Annotated in this window: 1 pseudogene; it reads right to left on the minus strand. The window is 63.0% G+C overall.

Going from position 1 to position 664, the window contains the following annotated elements:
- A pseudogene (locus A33M_RS22780) lies at nucleotides 1-584 on the minus strand (IS5 family transposase); the annotation flags it as partial.
- Nucleotides 585-664 lie beyond the last annotated feature (80 nt).

The raw sequence follows: 664 nt of genomic DNA on the forward strand, positions 1-664 counted from the left end.
AGCGCCGTCGGCGAAGAGCTTCTTCAAGAATGGATGGAGGCCGAACAGCGTCGCCATTACCAGGACGCCGCCGTCGCGATCCTGAATGTCGGCGGGGTGAACGACCGCGTGCAGCAGCAGACCGAGCGTGTCTACCAGCAGGTGCCGCTTCTTGCCCTTGATCTTCTTGCCCGCATCGTAGCCGTGCGGATCGATCCGGGCCCCCCTTTTTCCGCGCTCTTCACGCTTTGGCTGTCGATGATCGCCGCGGTCGGGCTCGCCTCGCGTTCACCTTGTTCCCGGCACGCGACGTAGAGCGCATGATGGATGCGATCGAGCGTGCCGTCCCAACTCCACAGATCGAGATAGTCGAACAGCGTCGAGCGCGCCGGCAGATCCTTCGGGACCGCCCGCCATTGGCAGCCCGTGCTCAACACGTACATGAGCCCGTTGACGACCTCCCGCACGTCGACATGGCGTCGGTTGCCGCCACGCTTGGCAGGCGGAATCTGCGGCTCCACCAGCGACCATTCGGCGTCGGTCAGGTCACTCGGGTAACGCAGCCGGCTACGGTCGTAACGCCCACGGTTCTCCGTCGTCCACATCGGTGACCCTCCTCGAATCAGGCCACCTCCTTTGAATCACAACCGATTCATCCGATTCAATATGTCTCCGGACAGACACT

It is taken from the genome of Rhodovulum sp. PH10 (genome assembly GCF_000293785.1).
In the GTDB taxonomy this organism is placed as follows: domain Bacteria; phylum Pseudomonadota; class Alphaproteobacteria; order Rhizobiales; family Xanthobacteraceae; genus Rhodoplanes.